Genomic DNA, 14,074 nt, shown 5'->3' with positions numbered 1-14,074 from the left:
GTTCAGCGATAAAATTAAATGTTTCGCCCCATGCAAAGTATCGCCTTTCCAATAATAGGCTTTGCATGAGTGGAAGAAGTACCAGACAATCTTAAGTGATTCTCCATCTGTATTCACCCCCCTTTTCATTTGTATTATAGCGCGAAATTTACTATTTTGCTGAATCGTTTCAGCCTTATTTTTCCGCAGACTTGTTTTTGGAACGGCTATCCACGACGATTCAGCTTTGTGATTGGTACACCACAGTTGTCACCTTGACCGGAGTTTATTTACAAAATAAAAATAATGGCGGCAAAACAATCATATTTTTAAAGAGAACTGTTTTTTACCCGCTAAATTACATGACAAAGATAATCATCAGTTTTAATATTACACTCAAATAGAGAGGTGTGTGTATTGGAGTTAAAGAGCATTGTAAATTCATACAATATCACTAATATTCTCGGGTATCTCAGACGTTCCCGGCAGGATTTGGAGCGTGAAAAAAGAACAGGCGAAGATACACTCACAGAACAAAAGGAGCTGATGAACAAAGTTTTAACCGCAACTCAAGTCCCGTACGAATTAAGAATGGAGATCGGTTCAGGTGAAAATATTGAAGGCCGGCCTGTTTTTAAAGACTGTTTAAGGGATCTTGAAAATGGAAAATATCAGGCGATAGCAGTCAAAGAAATAACCCGTCTAAGCAGAGGAAGTTATAGTGATGCCGGAAAAATTGTTCATGTCCTTCAAAGTAATCGCCTGCTCATTATTACTCCTTATAAAGTATACGACCCAAGAAACCCTGCAGATATGAGACAAATCCGTTTTGAGCTATTTATGGCCAGAGAAGAGTTTGAAATGACAAGAGAGCGAATGACAGGGGCTAAATACACTTATGCAGCCCAGGGAAAGTGGATTTCCGGTCTGGCTCCGTATGGATACAAATTAAATAAGAAAATATCACGACTGGAAATAGTTGAAGAAAGAGCTAAAGTGGTTCAATTAATCTTCCATCTCTTTTTAAGCGGGCTGAATGGAAAAGATTATAGTTACACAGCAATTGCTTCTCACTTAACCCATTTACAAATCCCCTCTCCAACTGAGAAAAAGAAATGGAATCCATACACCATTAAAGCGATTCTCCAAAATGAAGCCTATATCGGTACTGTTAAATATAAGGTTAGAGAAAAAACAAAAGACGGTAAAAGAACGATAAGGCCTGAAAATGAACAAATTACAGTTCCTGATGCACATCCCCCTATAATAGACAAAGAACAATTTGGGCAAGTACAAACAAAAATTAAAAACAAAATTCCCCTCCTTCCTAATAAAAAAAACTTCGAATTAAATGAACTGGCTGGTGTATGTACGTGCGCTGAATGCGGTTCTTCATTGTCTAAATATGAAGCTGAAAGAAAACACCGAAATAAGAATGGCACAGAACGTGTTTATCACGTGAAATTGCTGCGATGCAAAAATAACAAGTGTATAAATGTCAGATACAATGATGTTGAAGAGGCCGTTTTGGATTATGTAAAGTCTCTAAAAGCATTAAATGATAATGACCTTTCAAGACACATCCAATCAATAATTCATGCATATGAAAGCAAAAAGAACATGAAATCAAAAAAACAAATGAATGAACAATTCGAGCAGCGTAAAAAGGAGCTTCAACATAAATTGAATTTTATTTTTGACAAATATGAAAGCGGCATTTATTCAGATGAAGTTTTCTTACAGAGAAAGTCTGCTTTGGATCAAGAAATTGAAGAACTCCAAAAAGCTAAGGATGAAATACATGGTTTAGCCGATATTACATCAGGAATCGATCTTGACCAAATTAGAGACAATATGCAAAATGCCGTAGAGATATATGAAACTTCAGAAAGCAAAGAAGAAAAAAACAAGCTCCTTAGAATCATCCTTCAAAAAGTCATTGTTAAAATGACTGCCAAGAGAAAAGGCCCGATCCCAGCTCAGTTTGAAATTCTTCCTATTCTCAGGTTTAACTTTTTAACAGAAGATCCCATTCTAATTGAACAAACTCATAGTTTATATCCTAAAAAACCGATAAAGCCGTTTCCCCGGTAAATACAATGGGAGCCACTAAGCTTTTGTCCGAGAAACTGTTTCATCAGGCGAACCATCATGTTCAAAACCGCGGGACGGTGTTTTGCTCGGTTCGTTTCGGCAATGTGCTCGGTTCACGCGGTTCCGTTATCCCTATTTTATTTGAACAGATGATGGCAGGCGGTCCGCTCACCATTACCGACAAAAACATGACAAGGTTTTTTATGTCGATTGATGACGCGGCAACCTTAACCTTACAATCCGCAGCGATCACAAAGGGCGGAGAAACGTTTATTTTTAAAATGGAATCATTAATGCTTGAAGAACTGCTTCACGGCTTCGAAGAATATGCCGCACAGCACGGGCTGCCGCGCCCTTCCGCTGTTGAAGTTGGAAAGCGGCCCGGTGAGAAACTGCATGAAGAGCTGACCTCCCCTCATGAAACAGAATCTTTGTATGAATGGAACAATCTTTACGCGATATTGCCGGACCCCGCCAAACACCCGGAATTCAAGAAAGTCAGTCTGCCGGGATATCAGTCTGATCAAGCTCCGCTGATCACAAAAGACAGAATTGCGAAGATTATCGAATCATTGCATGATGAAAAAAAAGCGTAGAAAAAAGGCCTGCCTTAAGGGCGGCCTCTCTTTTTGCTTTACTTATCAAATAAATGCTGATAGTCTTCATAGCCTTCTTCTTTCAGTTTGTCTTTCGGAATAAAACGCAGCGCAGCGGAGTTAATGCAATAACGGAGGCCGCTTGGCCCAGGTCCGTCGTTAAACACGTGTCCCAAGTGGGAATCGGCTGTTTTGCTTCTTACTTCGGTGCGGATCATGCCGTGGCTCGTATCCAGTTTTTCTTCGACCTCTTCATCCTCGATCGGTTTAGTAAAACTCGGCCAGCCGCAATGAGAATCAAATTTTTCCTTAGAAGTAAATAAAGGTTTTCCTGATATAATATCAACATAAAGCCCCTCTTCTTTATGGTTCCAGAATTCATTCTGAAACGGAGGCTCCGTTCCGTTATTTTGAGTGACTTCATACTGCATCCGGTTTAACGATTTAATCTTTTCTTCTTTATTAAAAGCCATGTTATTTACCTCCCCAATGCGCATTCAGAAAGCCTTGGCGGCCTGAACCTACTCGGTAGCGCCCGTAATGCTCAGGGTTTTTCTTATAAAAGTGCTGATGGTAGCCTTCCGCTTCATAAAAAGGTTCAGCCTTTAAAATCTCTGTCACGATCGGCTTTTGAAAGACGCCGCTTTCTTCAAGCCGTTTTTTAGATGCTTCAGCGAGTTCTTTTTGCTCTTCGTTATGGTAATAAATTGCCGCTCTGTACGAACTTCCGCGGTCTGCAAACTGGCCGCCTGCATCAGTCGGATCGATTTGCTGCCAAAACAGCTCAAGCAGCTTTTCATACGGATAAATGTCAGGATCGAATGTAATCTGAACGGCTTCGCGATGGCCGGTCGTTTCACTGCATACTTCCTCGTAGGTAGGGTTTTCAGTATGGCCTCCTGTATAGCCGGACACCACTTTTTTAATTCCCGGCTGTTCGTCAAACGGTTTCACCATGCACCAAAAACAGCCTCCTGCAAATGTGGCGATTTCTTTTTTTTCTGACATACGGGTGCCTCCTTTGTTCATACGTGGTATTATTATATTATAGCATGTATAAACATAATAAAAATAATTCAGCTTTATCACAGAAACACCTAAGCCGGAATGCCACGCTGATTACATATTGGAGGTTCATGATTTGAAAGTAAGAACACAAATGATGTATGATATGGAAGCTTTGCTTCGAAAAGTGTTTAAACAAATCAGAAATGAAGTTAATGAAATTCTAGATAAAGAGCTGTCTCGGAACGAATTCACGATTTTGCGAATCCTCAGCGAACAAGGCCCGAAAAAAGTAACGGAATTCGCTCCGATTCTCGAGGTCTCAGCAAGCCACATTACCGCTGTTACCGATGCTTTAGTAGAGAAGGAATGGATAACGCGCATCCGCTCAAAAGAGGACAGACGAATTATCAGAATCCATATTACGGAAGCCGGGGAGAAAATTGTCGATCATTTCAACCAGAAAAAAACAGAGTATTTCTTTCAACGGTTTGATTGCTACTCTGACGAAGAGCTTGCGACGTTAATCCGGCTGTTCAGCAAACTTGACAAGAAACGCTGAAAATAAAAAAACACAAATCCGTTTGCGGATCTGTGTTTTTTTTATAAGAACTTATTGTTTCGGATGATAGTATGAAAATTCAATCTCATCCGTATCAAGGTTAATTTTATCCGCCTTGACATACATGCCGTTATCTAAAGGCATTTCTGACAGACGCACTTCGATGCTTTTATCACTCGGATGGACATGCACAAATGACGGCAATTCGTAAAAGCTGTCCATATAATTCAGGACAAAGCTGATCGGCAGGTTCAATTCACCTAAAGAAAATTTCGTTACTTTAAGCATAACGTCTCCGTTTTTCTGAACAGACGGTTCAAATGTGACAACCGCATTAATAGACGTTGAGAATGCCTTGATTTTACCCGCCATGTGCACATCGTTATTGATGTCCACTTTGTAATCAAGCTGGTTTGACGCCTTTTCTTTTAAGTACGCATTCACAAACGCGGCAAGAGATTCTTTTGAGCTTGTGATATGAAAGCCGTACTCGCTTTTTGTCTGATCCTGTATTTTCGCCTGCTCTCCCGGCATGACCATCAATGTCACAATCACGGCGGCTGCAATGACATTTAATGCGAGAAGAACAAAAAACAGCGATTTCCATTTCTTCATCGTTTCACCCTATTCTGCTGGTAACCCTTCTTTTTTCATTATTCCGTACAATCGTTTGGCTATTAATGAATATCCTTTTGCATTCGGATGAAAATCATCATCCTCCGAAATTCGTTTGCTGTCGTTTTTTTTGCTGAATAAATCTTCGACATTCGCCACAGATGCATGAGGATCTTTTTTCAGCTCTTTTTCGGCGATTTGATTCCAGTCGGTTACGACCCCGTTAATCTCTTTCAATTCCGGCAAAGTAAATGTGAAAGGATTATACATGCTGACATACATCAGCTCAGCATGCTGATTATATTTGCGGATTTTTGATATGATGGTTTTAAACCTATTTTCAAAAGGTTTTTCTTCCTTTTGAAACGGCTGAATCGTCAGCTGCATAACATTTTGGCGAAGCACCTTCATTAAATCATTTCCGCCGATTGTAAAAAAGATGTAGTCGGCGCTTTTTAATGATTGCTGTACATTTTTATCGTCGAGCTTTTTCAGCAAGTCAACCGTCCGGTCACCTTGCACCGCATAATTTTTGATGTCTACCGTTTTCACGTGTTCCTTTGTCTTGAGAGTGTCCGCTACCTTGCCGACATACCCCAAACCGTCAGGGTCTCCCACTCCTTTAGTCAATGAATCACCGACCGCGGCAATGACAATGTGATCCTTCGTTTTCGGTTCTTCAGCTTCAGAGCCGGTCCGCTGGACAGAACAAGCGGATAAAAGCAAAGCCAGTCCGGCGATCAATGAGAACATTCGCAGCTTCAATCTAGTTGCTCCTTCCCCGTCTACTAGTGGAAAGTGTAACATGTTTTTTGAGATTTGAAAATGTCTAATCTGCCAGTTTACTTGAGTGTCTCAGCCGCTTTTACATCTGCAAGAATATCATCGTACGGAATGTTCTGCATTCCATTATAATCCTTAAGCACCTTGCCGTCCGGTCCGACTAAATAAAAAGCGGTTTGGTGAATAACCTGATCCTCTCCTTCCAGCTTTTTAACGGTTGCTTTAAAACTGTTATACGCAAATTCTTCAATCTCTTTTTGGCTGTAACCGGTCAGGAAATCCCAGTTTTCAAAAGAGAGCGGGTATTTGGCCGCAAATGCTTTCAATTGTTTCGGAGAATCATTTTTTGGATCTACACTGAACGAAACAATTCGGGCATCGAGGTTCTCGGCCTTCAGTTTCTTTTGGAGTTCAGTCATATGGGCGGTCATTGGCGGGCAGACCGTTTTGCAATTTGTAAAAATAAAATCGGCAATCCAGACTTCCCCCTTTAAGCTCTTCAGAGATACCGTTTTTCCGTCTTGATTCTGATATGAAAACGGCTCAATTTGGTAGTTCAGCGGATCTTTTATCGCCTGTTCTCCGCAAGCGCATAAAAGCAGCAAACAAAAGACGGCGGCCATACTTTTCACTCGGTTCATCCACATTTCCTCCCATCATTTAAAACGCTTACAACAAACAGCGGACCGCACAAAAAAATTCCCGCGCCTCCCCTGTTTATAAAGGAAGGCGCTAAGGAATACCGGCACCGTTATGCGTTGTGTTTTAACATCTCTTGATTGAAAACGGCTTCATAATCTTTCCACTTCATACGGCGCTTAACATACTGTCGGAATGAATACACCGTTCTCACACTTTGTGAAGCAAAAACTTCTCTCAAATAAAGCTCAAGATGCTGATGAATTTGAAAAAAATAATGTTCACCTTCCGTGACAACCGGTATTTCTGTCACTTTTACCTGAATCCCGTCCCGTCTTTTGAACTCTAGGCTTTTGAGTAACAAGATATCAATCCTTCTTTTTCGATTGTTTTCTTTTCATTATATACAATCTGATAAAACATGTCTGTCATTTTGTGCGGCCGCAGCGAAAAAAAGTCAGATTAACAGATGGAACAGGTCCTGATCCTTATTAACTTCTACATAGTGAAAGCCTTTTTTATTCATCCGGGCAATGAGAGCGCCGTAATCTTCCCGGCGCTGAAGCTCAATGCCGACCAAAGCCGGACCGCTGCTTTTATTGTTTTTTTTCGTATATTCAAAGCGGGTGATGTCATCGTTAGGCCCGAGCACTTCATCAAGGTATTCGCGAAGCGCTCCCGCCCTTTGCGGGAAATTGACGATGAAATAATGCTGAAGCCCCTCATAAATCATCGAACGTTCCTTCATCTCCTGCATTCTGCCGATGTCATTATTTCCCCCGCTGACAACGCAGACTACATTTTTGCCTTTGATTTCTTCCTTGTATAAATCCAGAGCTGACACGGACAAAGCACCCGCAGGCTCAGCCACGATGGCGCATTGATTATATAATTCAAGAATGGTGCTGCACACTTTTCCTTCCGGCACAAGCAGGACATCATCAACGACGTCTTCAAGTGTTTTAAAGGCTTCGGCGCCGATTTTTTTTACGGCCGCTCCGTCGACAAATTTATCAATTTTATCAAGTTCTATGACTTGTCCAGCTTTTTTTGATTCAAAATATGAGGCGGCTCCCTTAGGTTCTGCCGCTATAATTTTTGTATCCGACGAAATGTTTTTCATATACGTTCCGATACCGGAAAGAAGTCCGCCTCCCCCTACGCTCGCAAAGAGAAAATGCGGTTCAACATCAATGTCATTCAGGATTTCAATTGCCACCGTTCCCTGCCCGGCCATTACGTCCGGATCGTCAAACGGATGAATGAACGTGCGGTTTTCTTTTTCACAGCATTCGACAGAACTTTGATATGCATCGTCAAATGTGTCACCCGTTAAAATAATCTCTACAAATTCTTTCCCGAACAGCTCCACTTGAGATACTTTTTGTCTCGGTGTGGTGGATGGCATAAAAATCTTTCCGTGTATGCCGAGATGTTTGCATGAAAATGCGACTCCCTGCGCATGGTTTCCCGCACTGGCGCATACGATCCCGTTTTCGGTCTGCTCGTTTGAGAGCTGCCTCATTTTATTATAGGCCCCTCTAAGCTTAAATGACCTGACCACCTGCAAGTCTTCTCTTTTTAAGTAAATATTACATTCATATCTCTCAGAAAGTCTGTCATTTCTTTGCAAAGGCGTATGTATCACAACGTCCTTTACATTTTGGTGCGCTTTTAAAATGTCTTTTACTTGGATGAGAGAGTTTTCTTTAAGCAACGGTTTCATTTACAGAGTCCTTTCTTTTTTTTAAATCCCTATTTAATACGCCATTATAACACGAATATTCAAATAATAAGATAATTATTTTAATTTTGTAAATAAAAATAAGTGAACCGATTTATTAAGAAAAGGTGTTTTCCTTTGTTTAATCATGTTATAATTAAACCAATTAGAACCAAAAGGAGCCAATTCATGACTGTTATTGCACATACTGATCCTTTTCACCAATTAGTCGGCGAACATAAATCTTTTTTAGAGGCGAAACGATTGGCCTCCCAATTCGCGCTATCCGACCATCCCGTTTTTATAACAGGTGAAGTCGGAACAGGTAAAAAACAAATGGCGGCAGCCATCCACCATAAATCAGCCAGAAGCAGCGAATCCTTTATTACCGTTTATTGCAGCCAAAGCGCTGAACAACTTGAACACGAACTGTTCAGCGCTGACGGCGCCTTGAAAAAGGCAGCCGGCGGGACATTGTTTTTATCTGAAATCGGAGACATGCCTCTTTCCGTACAGGCCCGCCTTCTTTGCGCATTAGACGCTGAGCCTTCCGCCCGCATCATCTCGGGCAGCACATCACTGCTTACAGAAGCCGCGGCGGACAGCAAGCTCTCTAAGGATTTGTTTTACAGGCTTAATGTGTTAAGCCTGCCGCTTCCCTCTTTATCTGAACGAAAAAGTGACATACCGCTCCTCTTACAGTATGTTCTGGCAAAAATGGGGCATCATTTGCATATTGATCCGTCGGTTTACCCGCTGTTTGAGCAGCACACCTTTAACGGCAATGTCAGAGAGCTTCAAAATGCGGCATGCTATATGGCGGCAGTCTCTTCAGGCGGCACGATTTATCCGCAGGACGCTCCCCCGGATATCCGAAACAGCCTGACGGCAAAAACAGCTAAGAAAAAAGAAAAACGGCTGACTCTTATGGAAAAAGAAGAATTCCTGTTCATTTTGGAATCAATAAAAGACTTAAATACAAAAGGAGAACCCGCCAGCAGGCGGAGCATCTCCGAGCTGAGCAAAAACAGCTCAACGCCGTTAACACCCCAGCAAGTCAGAAACAGGCTTGATTACTTGGAAAAAGTGAACTACGTCACAAAAGGCCGCGGACGCGCGGGCACGAAAATCACATTAGAAGGTTTAGGTTTTTTACAGTCGCTGAAAAAACAAATCCTGTAAAAGAAGGGGGACATTTGATTGTTCACGATAAAAGAAGAAATTGCAAATGCCGTTACACATGGAATCGGTGTTTTGTTATCGATTCCGGCGCTTATCTTTTTAATTATTTTTGCGGTGAATTACGGTTCAGCTACGGATATCGTCAGTTTTTCTATCTTTGGCGCCTCCATGCTGCTGCTTTATCTCAGCTCGACTCTTTTGCACAGCATTCAGCATAAAAAAACGAAGGATATTCTAGAGATCATTGACCATTCCGCTATTTACGTGTTAATAGCCGGCACTTATACGCCCTTTTTGTTAGGGCCGCTGAAAGGCACACTCGGCTCAACCCTTTTGATTATTGTATGGTCGCTTGCAATCGGAGGCATCGTATTTAAAATTTTCTTCGTGAAGCGATTTATCATTTTTTCAACACTTGTGTATTTGCTGATGGGATGGCTGATCATCATCGCCATTAAACCTTTGTACGCCTCATTGTCAGGTCCCGGCTTCGGCCTTCTGTTACTCGGCGGCTTATTATATTCAGCGGGGACGATCTTTTATATATGGAGGAAAATCCCGTTCCATCACGCCATTTGGCACAGTTTTGTATTAGGCGGCAGCGCCTCGATGTTTTTCTGTATTTTATTTTATTGCGTAAAAGTGCCTTTTCTCTAAAATAAAAAAGCACAGCCTCTTCGATTCGAGAGACTGTGCTTTTTTTATGCACGCAGCTGTTTTTGGGCAGCCGGAAAATAGGCGGGCTTCACATGTAATTCAATATCAGCCGTTTTCAGTCGTTTAAAAAATCTGCCCCGCAGAAGCTTATCAGCACCTGACGTTTCGACATTCACGATCGGAAGTCCGAAACGCAGGGCCAGTTCCTCCGGATTAATCTTCCCGTCTTTAGAAAGAATAAGGCTTTGTCCTTTTTGAAGCCGGTCAGTCACATCCTCAAGCACGGTGTCTTGGCTGCCTCCGCCGGAAATAACCCCCATAAGCTTCAGCCATTTTCCGAGAAGCGGGATGCGGAAAGCTTTCTGATCAGCGATGAAGCTCGCTGGCTCTTCAAGATGCCCCGCAAGCAAAACAAGCTCAGCCAAGCGTAATTGAGGATGAACGTACAAAACAGGGCCGCCCGGTATCGGTTTATCATGGTAGATACTGATAACGGACCCCGAAACGTCAATACAGCCTCTCATAAATGCTTTCGGCCGTTCATAAACCAAACTCATCTGCTTTTGATAGGAAAGCCGCGGATCAAGCAATTTTTGATTGGCATATTCCTGAATGTTTTTTATAAGCATGAATACAACGTACATTACAAGACAGCTGTAGCGAATCAACTCTTGTCCCCCCGCTTTACATTAATTCTTTTTTTCGTACACAAGGTACTCATAGTCGTAAGGGTTTTTTTCATCTTTTACTCCCTGCTTGCGGGAAATCAGTTCCCATTCACCTTCATTAAATTCCGGGAAATAACGATCCCCTTCAAACGTATGATGAATTTTTGTCATATAGAGCCTGTCCGCATAAGGAAAAAGCGCACTATACAGCTGGGCGCCGCCGATAACAAAACACTCTTCCCTTTCCGGAATAAGCCTCAGCACTTCATCAGCCGAGGCTGCCGTCGTACAGCCCGGGAATAAAGATCCGTCCTGCGAGGTAACGACGATATTGTGCCGGTTTGGAAGCGGCCGTCCGATCGACTCAAATGTCTTGCGCCCCATCACAATGGTGTGTCCTGTCGTCACTTTTTTGAAATAAGCGAGATCATTCGGCAGGTGCCAAGGCAAATCGTTATTTTTCCCGATCAATCTGTTTTCATCCATTGCAAAAATAAACGAAATCATACACTGACAGCCCCTTTAATATGAGGATGCGGATCGTAACCCTCTAAAATAAAATCTTCAAATTCAAAGCCGAATATAGAATCAACGCTGCGCGCAAAACGAAGCTTCGGCAGCGGGCGGACATCTCTTGTCAGCTGCAAATTCACCTGCTCCTCATGGTTTTGATAAATGTGGACGTCTCCGAACGTATGAATAAATTCACCCGGTTCAAGCCCCGTCACATGCGCGATCATCATTGTCAAAAGCGCATAAGACGCAATATTAAACGGGACGCCGAGGAATACATCTGCTGAACGCTGGTAAAGCTGGCACGAAAGCTTTCCGTCCGACACATAAAATTGAAACAGGCAATGGCACGGCGGAAGCGCCATTTGGTCGATCTCTCCGACGTTCCAGGCGCTGACGATTAAACGTCTGGAATTCGGATTCGTTTGAATGTCATGAATCAGCCGGGAGATTTGATCGATGGTTTCCCCGTCTGCCCCGCGCCATGAACGCCATTGAGAGCCGTAAACCGGTCCTAGTTCTCCGTTTTCATCCGCCCATTCGTTCCAAATGCGGACCCCGTTTTCCTGAAGGTAACGGACATTTGTATCTCCCTTCAAAAACCAAAGCAGCTCATGCGCGATAGATTTGAAATGAAGTTTTTTCGTCGTAAGCATCGGAAAACCTTCTTGAAGGTCAAAACGCATTTGGTATCCAAATGTGCTGATCGTTCCCGTTCCCGTCCGGTCTCCTTTTTTTTCTCCATTTTCTAAAACATGACGGCATAAATCTTTATATTGTTTCATTTTTTTCATCCTTTAAATGTAGTCTTTTAGTAGTGTAACACAATAAAAAATCATTTCTGCATAATTTCTCAGAAATGATTTTTTTATTCTTAAAGTTATTACACGCTCATCCAGTTAGGAGGCGTGTTCCGGTCCCAATAAATGCTTCCAAGCTCATGATGAGATTGAAACCCGTCTTCTGCGGTATGGTAATGAAAATTAAACCAATAGCCGTCTTGGGGAGGATGGTCCCGGCGAACATGGAATCTTAAGAGATCTTCACCCGTCACCCGGTTGTACACATGAAATATTTTTTCTGTTTTTCCCGCCGACGGTTTGCTTGAAATGACAACATCCTGATAAGCTTCATTGTCTTGAAGCTTCGCTAAATGGCCGGTAATGACTTCTTCGATCTTCGGCATAATCTCTTTTCTGTAATCATCCTCAATGACCGGAGAGATTTTGTTTCCGAATTTTAAGAATGATTGATTTTCAGCATCGCCGAGAAGCTGCTCCCGGTGCGACTGAAATAGCAATTCAGGCTCTCGCCTTGCTTTCTTTTCCCCTGACAGGGCATGTTCATCATAAAAAGCGGTGTAATCATTCTGCTCAAGACTGCTGGGCTGTCCTGAAGGCTTGTCTGTCATCAGAGCAGCCGGAGGAGACACGAGCCCGAACGTTACAATGGTAAACAGAACCACAAGGGTCTTTTTCATCCACAATTTCATGATAGATTGTTCCCCTCTGTTTTTTGTCCTCTTCCGTTTATTCTAGCACAGATTGGCTTCCGTCGTCATGCACGTTATCGTTTTGTCATACAATATAGGAAAATGGTAACTATGCCCGTCTCTATAAAACGCTTACAATAAAAGGTGGAAAAAGGAGGGGATGAGATGATTAACGCCTTGTTTGCGACCGTATCACTTCTCACACTGCTTTATTTTGTCGTCATGGAAATCACTGATTGACGAAAAATAAGCCCATGACAATCATGAGCTTACATGTATGACACCGAAATGGAAAAGCGCCGTCTTTCTTTTTAACACCTTGAAGCCGTATCGCTCAAATCGCGGGCTTTTCCAATGGTCTTTCAGGACTACGCATTTTCTCGCTGCCCGAACGGCATGCTGAATGCACTCTTCGTTAAATCCCTCTTCCGCAAACGCGCGCAGCGGCGCAATGCCGTCAGACGTCTCAATCGGTTCATGAAACATCGGGTCAAAATAGATGACGTCCACTGAGGAATCAGGCAGGCTTTGCAAATAGTCCGTACAGTCGGCATGCTCGACTTGAATTCTTTTCATTGCCGTTTGGAGCGTCTCTATGCCTGTTTTCCATGTATGAAGCCCTGTTTTGACAAGCAGCGAAACAAGCTTGTTTTTTTCCACCCCGATTACGGTTCCGCTTTCCCCCACCGCCATACTTGCCAAAATCGCGTCGGAGGCGAGGCCGAGCGTACAGTCTAAAAAGGAATCTCCCTCACTTAATCCTGAAGCTTTAAGCATCGGTTCGACTTCCCCTTTCAAAAACCGTTTTGCACGGAACATCGCTGTATTCGGATGAAAAAAGAATTTCCCCCCTCGCTTCGTATAGAGTTCAAACCGCTCTTTTCCAATGACTAAAAGGTCGTTTTCTGCGTTTTTCAGCATTTTTTCAACAGGCTGTTTATTTCTGCTGCAATAACTGTCATTCAGCTTTTCAGCAAGTGATTGCGCTGTACGTATCGTATCATCTGTCGGTCTGTAACTGGTTGTAATCATCTTTTTCTCCAAAAAAAAAAGCCCGGAATTCGGGCATTTTAGCAGTGCGCATCGAAGGCGTCCGTCAGATTTTTCATAATCTCTTCCATCTCATGCCCTTCAATTTCGTGGCGGGGAATAAAATGAACGACCTCTTTTCCTTTTAAAAGCGCCATTGACGGTGATGAAGGTTCCTGACCGGTAAAATATTCACGCATTTTGGCCGTCGCGTCTTTATCTTGACCCGCAAAAACAGTAACGGTATGATCAGGCGCTTTATCATGCTGTAAAACAGCCTGAGTCGCAGCCGGACGGGCAAGCCCCGCGGCGCATCCGCAAACGGAATTGACAACGACCAATGTCGTGCCGTCTGCTTTTTCCATAAAGCTTTCCACTTCATCTGCTGTCGTTAATTCCTGAAAGCCGGCGCCTGTTAACTCGCGGCGCATCGGAACGACCAGCTGGCGCATATATTCTTCATAAGCCATTGACATAAAAAAGCCCCCTCTAAAATCCTTATATGAAGTCAAGGATACTATAGAGGAGACCGGAATT

General features: G+C 42.8%; 17 protein-coding genes and 1 pseudogene. 5 read left to right on the top strand and 13 right to left on the bottom strand.

Annotated elements, in window-relative coordinates; genetic code table 11:
• The first annotated feature begins 396 nt into the window (after positions 1–396).
• Positions 397–2,073, top strand: coding sequence for a recombinase family protein (locus AXI59_RS11540; protein ID WP_061528271.1), 1,677 nt, complete (start codon positions 397–399; stop codon positions 2,071–2,073).
• Positions 2,049–2,669 (top strand): annotated as a pseudogene (locus tag AXI59_RS11535) (polysaccharide biosynthesis protein); the annotation flags it as partial. The gene AXI59_RS11540 and the pseudogene AXI59_RS11535, both read left to right, overlap by 25 nt.
• 38 nt (positions 2,670–2,707) lie before the next feature.
• Here the strand turns inward: AXI59_RS11535 and msrB are convergent.
• Together msrB and msrA are read right to left on the bottom strand one after the other, a co-directional pair.
• On the bottom strand, positions 2,708–3,142 hold the full coding sequence (gene msrB, locus AXI59_RS11530) for a peptide-methionine (R)-S-oxide reductase MsrB (protein ID WP_061528269.1): 435 nt from the start codon (positions 3,140–3,142) through the stop codon (positions 2,708–2,710).
• 1 nt (position 3,143) lies between these two features.
• The gene (gene msrA / locus AXI59_RS11525) at positions 3,144–3,677 is read right to left on the bottom strand and encodes a peptide-methionine (S)-S-oxide reductase MsrA (protein ID WP_061528268.1); all 534 of its coding nucleotides are present in this window, start codon (positions 3,675–3,677) and stop codon (positions 3,144–3,146) included.
• A 133-nt stretch (positions 3,678–3,810) separates the two neighbouring features.
• Here msrA and AXI59_RS11520 point away from each other — a divergent pair, with 133 nt between their 5' ends.
• Positions 3,811–4,236 (top strand): MarR family transcriptional regulator, encoded by a 426-nt coding sequence (locus AXI59_RS11520; RefSeq protein ID WP_061528267.1) that lies wholly within the window; start codon positions 3,811–3,813, stop codon positions 4,234–4,236.
• 51 nt (positions 4,237–4,287) lie between these two features.
• On the opposite strand, the gene AXI59_RS11515 is transcribed toward AXI59_RS11520, so the two are convergent.
• The 5 genes from AXI59_RS11515 to ilvA form a co-directional block, all read right to left on the bottom strand.
• On the bottom strand, positions 4,288–4,851 hold the full coding sequence (locus AXI59_RS11515; RefSeq protein WP_061528266.1) for a YpmS family protein: 564 nt from the start codon (positions 4,849–4,851) through the stop codon (positions 4,288–4,290).
• A gap of 9 nt (positions 4,852–4,860) precedes the next feature.
• A complete protein-coding gene (locus AXI59_RS11510) occupies positions 4,861–5,616 on the bottom strand; it encodes an SGNH/GDSL hydrolase family protein (protein ID WP_061528265.1) in 756 nt (251 codons plus the stop codon).
• A gap of 77 nt (positions 5,617–5,693) precedes the next feature.
• Positions 5,694–6,275 carry an SCO family protein gene (locus AXI59_RS11505; protein ID WP_061521038.1) on the bottom strand — a complete coding sequence of 194 codons (582 nt, stop codon included), beginning with the start codon at positions 6,273–6,275 and terminating at the stop codon, positions 5,694–5,696.
• Positions 6,276–6,385: 110 nt separating this feature from the next.
• Complete coding sequence (locus AXI59_RS11500; RefSeq protein WP_061528264.1) at positions 6,386–6,637, bottom strand: DUF2535 family protein; 252 nt, start codon at positions 6,635–6,637, stop codon at positions 6,386–6,388.
• A 93-nt stretch (positions 6,638–6,730) separates the two neighbouring features.
• Positions 6,731–7,999 carry a threonine ammonia-lyase IlvA gene (gene ilvA / locus AXI59_RS11495; RefSeq protein WP_061528263.1) on the bottom strand — a complete coding sequence of 423 codons (1,269 nt, stop codon included), beginning with the start codon at positions 7,997–7,999 and terminating at the stop codon, positions 6,731–6,733.
• A 186-nt stretch (positions 8,000–8,185) separates the two neighbouring features.
• Here ilvA and AXI59_RS11490 point away from each other — a divergent pair, with 186 nt between their 5' ends.
• Entirely contained in the window at positions 8,186–9,178 is a 993-nt protein-coding gene (locus AXI59_RS11490; RefSeq protein WP_061528262.1) for a sigma 54-interacting transcriptional regulator, read from the top strand.
• Positions 9,179–9,196: 18 nt separating this feature from the next.
• Positions 9,197–9,835: a PAQR family membrane homeostasis protein TrhA gene (trhA, locus tag AXI59_RS11485; protein ID WP_061521034.1), complete on the top strand. Its 639-nt coding sequence runs from the start codon at positions 9,197–9,199 to the stop codon at positions 9,833–9,835.
• Positions 9,836–9,879: 44 nt separating this feature from the next.
• On the opposite strand, the gene AXI59_RS11480 is transcribed toward trhA, so the two are convergent.
• From AXI59_RS11480 to AXI59_RS11455, 6 genes are all read right to left on the bottom strand, one after another.
• Positions 9,880–10,503 carry a lysophospholipid acyltransferase family protein gene (locus AXI59_RS11480; RefSeq protein WP_061521033.1) on the bottom strand — a complete coding sequence of 208 codons (624 nt, stop codon included), beginning with the start codon at positions 10,501–10,503 and terminating at the stop codon, positions 9,880–9,882.
• Between the two features lie 21 nt (positions 10,504–10,524).
• Positions 10,525–11,010, bottom strand: coding sequence for a dihydrofolate reductase (locus AXI59_RS11475; RefSeq protein WP_061521032.1), 486 nt, complete (start codon positions 11,008–11,010; stop codon positions 10,525–10,527).
• On the bottom strand, positions 11,007–11,801 hold the full coding sequence (locus AXI59_RS11470) for a thymidylate synthase (RefSeq protein WP_061521031.1): 795 nt from the start codon (positions 11,799–11,801) through the stop codon (positions 11,007–11,009). The genes AXI59_RS11475 and AXI59_RS11470 overlap by 4 nt, the downstream gene beginning before the upstream one ends.
• A 98-nt stretch (positions 11,802–11,899) precedes the next feature.
• Positions 11,900–12,508, bottom strand: a complete 609-nt coding sequence (locus AXI59_RS11465; RefSeq protein ID WP_061528261.1) for a YpjP family protein — start codon at positions 12,506–12,508, stop codon at positions 11,900–11,902.
• A gap of 261 nt (positions 12,509–12,769) precedes the next feature.
• Positions 12,770–13,540 (bottom strand): class I SAM-dependent methyltransferase, encoded by a 771-nt coding sequence (locus AXI59_RS11460; protein WP_061528260.1) that lies wholly within the window; start codon positions 13,538–13,540, stop codon positions 12,770–12,772.
• Positions 13,541–13,578: 38 nt separating this feature from the next.
• Positions 13,579–14,013: a BrxA/BrxB family bacilliredoxin gene (locus tag AXI59_RS11455; protein ID WP_061521028.1), complete on the bottom strand. Its 435-nt coding sequence runs from the start codon at positions 14,011–14,013 to the stop codon at positions 13,579–13,581.
• Positions 14,014–14,074: the final 61 nt, after the last annotated feature.

The sequence above is a fragment of the Bacillus nakamurai genome, from assembly GCF_001584325.1.
Classification (GTDB): Bacteria; Bacillota; Bacilli; order Bacillales; family Bacillaceae; genus Bacillus; species Bacillus nakamurai.
Note: the sequence above shows the minus strand (reverse complement) of the source record. Positions and strands in the feature narration are given on the sequence as shown.

Excerpts from the sequence above, each read along its gene's own strand:
- AXI59_RS11475 (WP_061521032.1), bottom strand. The coding sequence starts at position 11,010 with ATGATTTCGTTTATTTTTGCAATGGATGAAAACAGATTGATCGGGAAA.
- AXI59_RS11460 (WP_061528260.1), bottom strand. The coding sequence starts at position 13,540 with ATGATTACAACCAGTTACAGACCGACAGATGATACGATACGTACAGCG.
- AXI59_RS11505 (WP_061521038.1), bottom strand. The coding sequence starts at position 6,275 with ATGAACCGAGTGAAAAGTATGGCCGCCGTCTTTTGTTTGCTGCTTTTA.
- AXI59_RS11515 (WP_061528266.1), bottom strand. The coding sequence starts at position 4,851 with ATGAAGAAATGGAAATCGCTGTTTTTTGTTCTTCTCGCATTAAATGTC.
- AXI59_RS11465 (WP_061528261.1), bottom strand. The coding sequence starts at position 12,508 with ATGAAATTGTGGATGAAAAAGACCCTTGTGGTTCTGTTTACCATTGTA.
- msrB (WP_061528269.1), bottom strand. The coding sequence starts at position 3,142 with ATGGCTTTTAATAAAGAAGAAAAGATTAAATCGTTAAACCGGATGCAG.
- AXI59_RS11470 (WP_061521031.1), bottom strand. The coding sequence starts at position 11,801 with ATGAAACAATATAAAGATTTATGCCGTCATGTTTTAGAAAATGGAGAA.
- AXI59_RS11490 (WP_061528262.1), top strand. The coding sequence starts at position 8,186 with ATGACTGTTATTGCACATACTGATCCTTTTCACCAATTAGTCGGCGAA.
- AXI59_RS11455 (WP_061521028.1), bottom strand. The coding sequence starts at position 14,013 with ATGTCAATGGCTTATGAAGAATATATGCGCCAGCTGGTCGTTCCGATG.
- ilvA (WP_061528263.1), bottom strand. The coding sequence starts at position 7,999 with ATGAAACCGTTGCTTAAAGAAAACTCTCTCATCCAAGTAAAAGACATT.
- msrA (WP_061528268.1), bottom strand. The coding sequence starts at position 3,677 with ATGTCAGAAAAAAAAGAAATCGCCACATTTGCAGGAGGCTGTTTTTGG.